Genomic DNA, 7,607 nt, shown 5'->3' on the forward strand with positions numbered 1-7,607 from the left:
GAAAATGATGCTTTGGATACTTCCTGTTCCTGGCAGAATTTATCCTGTGTTAGCCCTGAGACTTCCCAATCCCTAATAATTGATAGCCACTTGATTTGCGTTTCTGTCATCGTCTGTGCTCCATATTTGTGAATAAACAACAACAGTATGATTAAGAACAAACGCCTTTACTAGATGGGGTTTATGGAGCGGTTACAGAATATTAGTCAAATTGAGCATACGAGGCATCGTTCAATTTGGAACTTTATGACAAATTTATTGTGTGGCCTTATTGCCTATTGTTTTCAGCCAAAAAAGCCAAGTTTACGGATTAAGGGAGATAGTGAGCTGATAGTTTTATGAACACTTATGTCGAACTCACGTTTTTTAGCTATTGAGTATTGCTTTAAGACTTTTATCAACTGATTTATTTAACACACAAAGTCAACTAATAAAGTCAGGCAATCAAGCACGTTTTGCTTTATATATCGCCGTATATTTTTTGGTAATATACCACTGCTGTAAGATACTGATCACATTATTTGTTAACCAGTAAAGCACAAGTCCTGATGGGAATGATGCAAAGAAGACAGTAAATATTACCGGCATTAACATCATAATCTTAGCCTGTGTTGGATCTGCTGAGCTTGGGCTTATCTTTTGTTGCACAAACATTGAGATACCCATTAAGATTGGCAAAATAAAATACGGATCCTTAGAAGCTAAATCATGAATCCAGAAAATAAATGGCGCCTGGCGCAACTGAACGCTCTCAAGCAATACCCAATAAAGTGCAATAAATACTGGAATCTGGATTAAGATTGGTAAACAACCACTGGCTGGATTTACCTTCTCTTCCTTATACATCTCCATCATTTTGCGGCCAAGCTTTTGGCGATCGCCTTTGTATAGCTCTTGTAATTTTTTCATGCGCGGTTGTAACATGCGCATTTTTGCCATTGATTTATAGCTTTTAGCCGATAATGGATAAAACAATAACTTGATAATAACCGTGACCAGAATAATCGCGACACCCCAGTTACCAACAAGACCATGAATAATGCCCATCAGCCAGAAGATAATTACCGAGATAAAAGACAGCAAACCATAATCAACCAGTTTGTCTAAGCCTTCAGGTTTATTCTGACCAAAATCACTCACCATTGCTTCAAGGTTTTTCGTGATTGTAGGCCCAGCATAAAGAATATTTTTGTTTGTGGTGACTTGCCCTTTATTTAAAACAACCGGCAAAGTCTGAACCCCTGCTTGATAAACATCAGATGTAAGCTTTTGGGCATAGACCTTAAAGGTCGTATCTGGATTATCAGGCACCCAAAGGCTCACAAAATAGTGCTGTATCATTGCTGCCCAGCCCTTTGTTGTCGTTACTTCTGTTGGGATTTTTGTATCTGCAAGGTCATTAAATGATTCTTTTTGGAAGGGCTTTTGTGATGAAGACAGCCCCACACCTTTAAACGAATAAGAATGTGCATCAAAAAGGCTGAAGCTATGTGATTCAGGACTTACCTCACGTGTGATTTCGTTATCGAAAGTAACATTCACTGCCTGATCGGTCGTGTTTTTAACACTTTGTGTTACCGTAATTGCATAGGTATTTTCATCAAAAACGTATTGACGGCTGATATCAAGGCCATTTGTATGAGCGGCCATGACTACGGTAATCTTACCATCTTTTTTTGTTGTACTTTGATGAGAGAATATAACATCCACAGGCTTGCCATTGATCAACAGTATGTTTTGTGCCGTATATTTCTCGCCATCTTTACTGCTTAACAATGGCATTGGATTCTTATCATCAAGGCTTATATTATATTCCTTTAACGATGCATTAATAATCGCGCCATTTAGTGGACTAATCTGTAGATCATCAAATACATTGGTATTAATCGTAATTGGCTTAAGGTTTTTTATATCAACTTGCTGTGTTGGCATCTTTGGCTGAGTCTGTCCAGCCTTAACATCTTGGCTTGTTGATGATTGCATCGTCTTTGCTTGCTGCAGGGTTTGTGCCTGTTTTGCTTTCTCAGCAGAAGGCTTAGGCGCAAACATTTGCTCCCACCTTGTCGATAAAGACATAAAAATCACGACGATTAATGCCAATAAAAATATTCTGATATAATTTGATTTCATCTACTTAACCTTCTTTTTCTCTGGTACTGGGTCAAAACCACCTTTACAGCCTGGATGGCATTTTACCAGTCTTTTGGCCAATAGCCAAAGCCCAATCCATATTCCATGCAATTTTATTGCTTCAAGACCATATTGTGAACAACTTGGATAAAAACGACACCGCCTGCCAAGCATAGGACTAATAAAAATTTGATACAGGCGAATTGGAAAAATGACAAATAAAGCCATTAGTTTGCACACTGTTCTATAAAATGCTCGACAGATTGCCATAATTGTGATTTATCCGCATTGGCCGCATGTTGTGTTGCAATAGCAATAACATAGGCATGGCTAAAAAGTCCCTTGTTAAGGCGAAAGCCTTCTTTAACAATACGACGGCATTGATTACGCTGGACAGCTGACTTGACTTTTTTTTTTGCGACAATCACGCCAATAGCCGCATCAAAGTCTTGCCGCTCAGCAAGCAAAAAAGTAAAGTGCCTGGTATGAATTTTTTTTGTTACGTGGCTAAAACCAAGCGGGAATTGCTTGCGAGAAAGAATATTTTTTTTGCTAAGGCAATTAAGCGGCAAGCTTATGTCTGCCTTTAGCACGTCTGTTGCGAATCACTTTTTGTCCGCTTAACGTACGCATTCTCGCACGAAAACCATGTGTTCTTTTTCTTTTCAAATTACTTGGTTGAAATGTTCTTTTCATCGGTCTACCTTTTTACTTTTATGTTTACAATCTGCCTAGCCTATGCAAACCATAGATTCTATGCAACAGGTAATAAATTCGGTCAGCATACTTTAGCTATGCTAGGCGGGAAATTCTAAAGGATTTTCACTGACTTGTCGATTACTTTTTAATAAAAAACCTAAATTTGCCCTGGATCATACAGCTTTAAAGAAAAGTTTTATGAAACATTATCCGGTTTATACAACAAATCGCCCGCAGTTTGCTCCCAATAACAAACTGACCAGCAGTTTTTTGTTGCCAGCGCATAGAGTTTTGCATCAGGATTAACACACATGGCATAATCAACCTCAGTCAATAAAGCCTGATCATTAATTGAATCGGAATAAAAGTAGCTTGTTTGATAGGCTTTCTCCTGCGCTGACAGCCAGGCTTGATAATGTATACATTTCCCTTTTGAAAAACTTAAAGGCTCAATCACTTCACCGGTATAGATCCCTTGGGATTTTTGTGTATTAACACCAATAATATTATCTTTTGCAAACCCTAATAACTGTCCAATAGACTGAACCAAATCAACCATGCTTGCAGAAATTAACAAGATTTCATCACCATTATCCTTATGCATTTGCAATTGCTGTAAGCCTTGTGTGTAAATGTATTGTGGGATTGTATCACGCACAAATTGCTCAAAATGGCACACCATCTCCGTAACTGCTTTGCCCTTGATTGGATATAAGATAAAATCATAAAACGCCCGCATATCAACCATGCCTTGTCGATAAGCAATATCAAATGCATTTTTTTGTGCTAAAAAACCCTTTGGATCATCAACAAAACCCTGGGCACACATATAGTTAATCCATTCATTTGAACAATCAACTGATATTAAAGTGTGATCTAAATCAAAAATTGCTATGTTTGTCATTACGCTACCTTTATAAGACACTTTCTAAACGCCATTTTGCCACGCTTACATATGAGCCATGAGACTTTGACCCCCTGGTTGTAAACAGCTTAGGTGAAGGCACAAGTGGCATTAGCGATAAAAAACCTCAGCAAGCATACATCGAACACTACCACCACCGATAGTTTCAATAGTTGTAATATCAAAACAAAGCCGTTTGCAATACTGATCAATTAAGTCCTTTTGAGGCTTTGTCAGCGCTTTATCTGCCGTTGTCGATAATAATAAATAATGCTGGTTCTTGTCATTTTTCACCTCTAACACATTCGCCGCCATATGGTAGATTTGATCTAATGAAAGTGCAATGACTTCTTTGCCAATCTTTGTTAATGTCGTGTATACCTTTTGCCTTTCAGATTCATCTGTTATCGACTCCAAGCAAACTAACGCGAGCTTTTCACCTATACTCATCATCACATTTGTGTGATAAACAGGCGCATTATTTTTATCATGACTTGAAAAACAAACAAGTGAATAGCCAAGCCTATCAGTTACCTGCTTTGCCAAGCGTTTATCAGCACGATCAGAAACAGACATAAAGGCTGTCTTACTTTTATGGTCAAAGACAAACACGCCGGTTCCTTCCAAGGCAACACCAGCATCTGCCATATTGCGGAAATCCTCTATTTGGTAGACTCTATCCGTATGTTGTAATAATGCTTTTTTAAGCGAAGATACCTGAACTTCTGCTTGCCTGTTTTGTGAAAACATTGGATAGATAAATAACGTTGGCTCATTATTAACAAGATGTGTTGAAAACCAATTATTTGGAAACACCGCATCAGGGGTATTCTCACAAGGTGAGCCTAATACAATAACCTGTATCCCATTTTGCTTTAACTGAGCAACCATTTGTTTAAATTCCTGCATGGCATTCATACTTATTTGCTCAGCCTTTAATGCCAGATTCGTTTGAAAGGCATTATTTACTGCAGTTTGCGCATTGTAGGAAAAATAGGTCGGTTCAACCATGACAAGCGTATCTGTTATATTCTCCATGCTTTTCCCTTCACTTTCCTCTGACTAATGGCATTGACATGCATCGAGGCCCACCTCGACCACGTGATAGCTCTGAACACGGCATTTGATGGACTTTAATTCCATGATCCTGCAGTGCTTTATTTGTTGTAAGGTTGCGCTGATAAACGATAACCTCACCTGGTTTGATCGCCAAGGTATTCGCCCCATCGCTCCATTGCTCTCTTGAGGCATTAATCCGGTCACTGCCACCACAGTAAATCACTTGTATCTTCTTATCAAGCTCATTAGAAAGCACAGACTCGATTGAACCATCAAGCTTATAACATTTCACATTACCAGATGAACCTGGCATTAATTTATAAATATCTGTATGACCAACAATGCCCTTATGCATGCTACATTTATCAACATCTACCTGCGTCATAACCGTATCTAAATGCATAAATGCACGACTTGATGGAATATGAAACACAATCACCTTTTTAATTTGATGAAATGCTTTATGGCTTTGATCAAAAAACAGGCTCTCACAAAAATCCTGTATCGCTTGCGCGCTAGTTCTTTGTGATAATCCAACCGCCAAAGTATGCTGATCTAGCACTAAAATATCACCACCTTCAATACAGCCAAATTTTGTTTTCAAATCAATAAAATGATTATGCTGAAATTTAGGATGATATGTAAAAATGCTTTCAATAAACAGGCTCTCGCGCCGTCTTGTCTGTGCATACATTTTATTTAGACTCACCATATTACCAAACACAGCACCAGGATCACGCGTGAAATAAAGATTTGGGATCGGCTGGAGCCAAAATGGCGCTGTTTGCTCGACTTGTCCTGCTAATGAATGCGCCTTATAGTCTACTTCTGCCTTTTTCACCCCAGACATGATTTTTTCACATAAGGCTTTTCCTGAAAAGCTGCTCAAATACTCAGTCAATGCCTGCTTAACCCCTGATTGATAAATATTCGCAGCGATCAAGTAATCCGCAATAAACTTGTCTTTGACATCATCAATCTGTAAAGTCTCACCAACAAGATCATCCAGATAAAATACATCAATCCCTTGTTGTTTCAAAATACCCGCAAAGGCATCATGCTCTTTTTGTGCTACCTCCAAAAACGGGATATCATCAAACAAAAGCTCTTCTAATGCCTCAGGAATTAAATTACAAAGCTCACCTCCTGGTCGTTTTAATAAAACTGACTGTAAAGGTGCAATCTCACTGGTGATGTGCAGGTTAACATTATTTTGTTGTTTTGTTGTTTTATTCGTCATAGCTATGTCTTTTTCTATTGTAATACTCATTGATCCCTCTTTTGCAACATTTGATAATTACGCTTGAACCTGTAGCTTATTACTATTAATTGACAGCGCACTATTATCGGTTGTTGATTTCAAACTTGAAAATAAATCTTTTGGATCATTTAGTTGTGGAATCATGTTCAAAGGCGTACCAATGCCATATTTTGTTGCAAGTTTATATAAAAGTCGCAAAGCAGAAAAATCTTCCAAAGCAAAGCCAACTGAATCAAACACCGTAATCTCATCTTCACTCAAACGGCCTTTTTTCTTGCCCGCAATAATCTCCCACAATTCTGCTTCCACAATTTGCTTGGCTTGCTGTTCGGTAAAATGCTGAATTTCTCCCTCAATAAATGACTGCTCAAAAAACTCCACAACAACCGTTGATCGCATGAGAATTTCTTTTTGAAGCTCTGTTTTGCCAGGACAATCTCCACCCAAGCCATTGATATGAACACCAGGTTTTATCCAATCATCCTTAATAACTTCTGCATGGGCTTTACATGCGGTACAAACCGTAATGATATCTGCTCCTTTTACCGCTTCTTCATTACTGTCACAGGCGATTAGCTCAAAATCATAGGCCTTCATATTTTTTTCAAAACGATGCATTGCCTTAGGATCAATATCATGATAACGAATCGTTTTAATATCACGAACCAGTGCTGTTGCTAAGGCCTGAAAATCGCTTTGTGCGCCTGTACCAATCAATGCAAGTGTCTTGGCATCTTTTCTTGCCAGATAGTCTGTTGCCAAAGCAGAAGTTGCTGCTGTTCTAAGCCCTGTTAACACGGTCATCTCAGAGATTAAAAGTGGATGGCCATCTGATACTTTAGAAAGCTGCCCGGTTGCAATAATCGTTTGCTTGTTTTGTAAGGGGTTTTTTGGATGACCATTGACATATTTATAAGCAAATAATTCTTTATCTGCTGTTGGCATTAACTCAATGACCCCATCAGGTACATGAAATGCAGGGCGTGGAATTTTATCAAACTGATCCCAACGAACAAAATCTTCTTTTAGCGCTGCTATGAGATCTAAAAAAAACTGTTTAAGTGTGTGCTTATGGACAATTTCAGCTAAATTTTCTACAGAAATTACATTAATCATGTTTCACCCTCTTTGGTTGTATTGCAAAGAAATCCAGACAAACACTTTGTTAAAGCGTCCACTCTATTGGAACAGAAAGAAGTGCCTGCCAAAGAAATATGTAAATTTTCAAACACAATGAACTATAAAGTTAATTTAAAACAATGGCAATAACAGATTACCAAAATCTTTAATAACTGAAGTTACGCACTTTTACAGGTTTTATAGTTTATATAGGCTCCCGACTTTGACACTTTTGAATGTGAAAGCCTTATTTTATAAGGATTCCTTCAAAACCCAGGGCACTACATTGAGTTATCCACAATAACAAAAGGTGTGCTTGCTAAAGACAGTCCCATCGTTTGATAAATCTTAGCTGCATGCGCACCAGTAGCTGATGGAATGCCATATTTCTTTTCTGTTTTTCTATGCTTAAGTATACTCACCTGTACATTCATT

Annotated in this window: 9 protein-coding genes and 1 pseudogene; 1 reads left to right on the plus strand and 9 read right to left on the minus strand. The window is 38.2% G+C overall.

Annotated features, from left to right (window positions below; all coding sequences use genetic code 11):
* A partial coding sequence (tnpA, locus tag DNK84_RS15065; protein WP_407920615.1) for an IS66 family insertion sequence element accessory protein TnpA occupies positions 1-110 on the minus strand: 110 nt, incomplete at its 3' end.
* Between the two features lie 76 nt (positions 111-186).
* Here tnpA and DNK84_RS14820 point away from each other — a divergent pair.
* Positions 187-342: pseudogene (locus DNK84_RS14820) on the plus strand (IS982 family transposase); the annotation flags it as partial.
* A gap of 102 nt (positions 343-444) precedes the next feature.
* On the opposite strand, the gene yidC reads toward DNK84_RS14820, so the two are convergent.
* The 8 genes from yidC to DNK84_RS08805 form a co-directional block, all read right to left on the minus strand.
* Positions 445-2,130 carry a membrane protein insertase YidC gene (yidC, locus tag DNK84_RS08770; RefSeq protein WP_119344153.1) on the minus strand — a complete coding sequence of 562 codons (1,686 nt, stop codon included), beginning with the start codon at positions 2,128-2,130 and terminating at the stop codon, positions 445-447.
* Positions 2,131-2,358 carry a membrane protein insertion efficiency factor YidD gene (yidD, locus tag DNK84_RS08775; RefSeq protein ID WP_208123290.1) on the minus strand — a complete coding sequence of 76 codons (228 nt, stop codon included), beginning with the start codon at positions 2,356-2,358 and terminating at the stop codon, positions 2,131-2,133.
* Complete coding sequence (rnpA, locus tag DNK84_RS08780; protein WP_119344155.1) at positions 2,358-2,702, minus strand: ribonuclease P protein component; 345 nt, start codon at positions 2,700-2,702, stop codon at positions 2,358-2,360. Before rnpA ends, yidD begins: the two co-directional genes overlap by 1 nt.
* Complete coding sequence (rpmH, locus tag DNK84_RS08785) at positions 2,692-2,826, minus strand: 50S ribosomal protein L34 (protein WP_119344156.1); 135 nt, start codon at positions 2,824-2,826, stop codon at positions 2,692-2,694. Before rpmH ends, rnpA begins: the two co-directional genes overlap by 11 nt.
* 199 nt (positions 2,827-3,025) lie before the next feature.
* A complete protein-coding gene (locus tag DNK84_RS08790) occupies positions 3,026-3,733 on the minus strand; it encodes an HAD family hydrolase (protein WP_119344157.1) in 708 nt (235 codons plus the stop codon).
* A 111-nt stretch (positions 3,734-3,844) separates the two neighbouring features.
* Complete coding sequence (gene ctlX, locus DNK84_RS08795; protein WP_119344158.1) at positions 3,845-4,771, minus strand: citrulline utilization hydrolase CtlX; 927 nt, start codon at positions 4,769-4,771, stop codon at positions 3,845-3,847.
* A 10-nt stretch (positions 4,772-4,781) separates the two neighbouring features.
* On the minus strand, positions 4,782-6,062 hold the full coding sequence (locus DNK84_RS08800) for an arginine deiminase (RefSeq protein WP_119344159.1): 1,281 nt from the start codon (positions 6,060-6,062) through the stop codon (positions 4,782-4,784).
* 27 nt (positions 6,063-6,089) lie between these two features.
* Positions 6,090-7,169, minus strand: a complete 1,080-nt coding sequence (locus DNK84_RS08805) for an ornithine cyclodeaminase (protein ID WP_119344160.1) — start codon at positions 7,167-7,169, stop codon at positions 6,090-6,092.
* Positions 7,170-7,607: the final 438 nt, after the last annotated feature.

Origin of the sequence: Facilibium subflavum (assembly GCF_003574485.1) — a bacterium.
In the GTDB taxonomy this organism is placed as follows: domain Bacteria; phylum Pseudomonadota; class Gammaproteobacteria; order Francisellales; family Francisellaceae; genus Facilibium; species Facilibium subflavum.

Excerpts from the sequence above, each read along its gene's own strand:
- yidC (WP_119344153.1), bottom strand. The coding sequence starts at position 2,130 with ATGAAATCAAATTATATCAGAATATTTTTATTGGCATTAATCGTCGTG.
- yidD (WP_208123290.1), bottom strand. The coding sequence starts at position 2,358 with ATGGCTTTATTTGTCATTTTTCCAATTCGCCTGTATCAAATTTTTATT.
- rpmH (WP_119344156.1), bottom strand. The coding sequence starts at position 2,826 with ATGAAAAGAACATTTCAACCAAGTAATTTGAAAAGAAAAAGAACACAT.
- DNK84_RS08790 (WP_119344157.1), bottom strand. The coding sequence starts at position 3,733 with ATGACAAACATAGCAATTTTTGATTTAGATCACACTTTAATATCAGTT.
- ctlX (WP_119344158.1), bottom strand. The coding sequence starts at position 4,771 with ATGGAGAATATAACAGATACGCTTGTCATGGTTGAACCGACCTATTTT.
- DNK84_RS08800 (WP_119344159.1), bottom strand. The coding sequence starts at position 6,062 with ATGAGTATTACAATAGAAAAAGACATAGCTATGACGAATAAAACAACA.
- DNK84_RS08805 (WP_119344160.1), bottom strand. The coding sequence starts at position 7,169 with ATGATTAATGTAATTTCTGTAGAAAATTTAGCTGAAATTGTCCATAAG.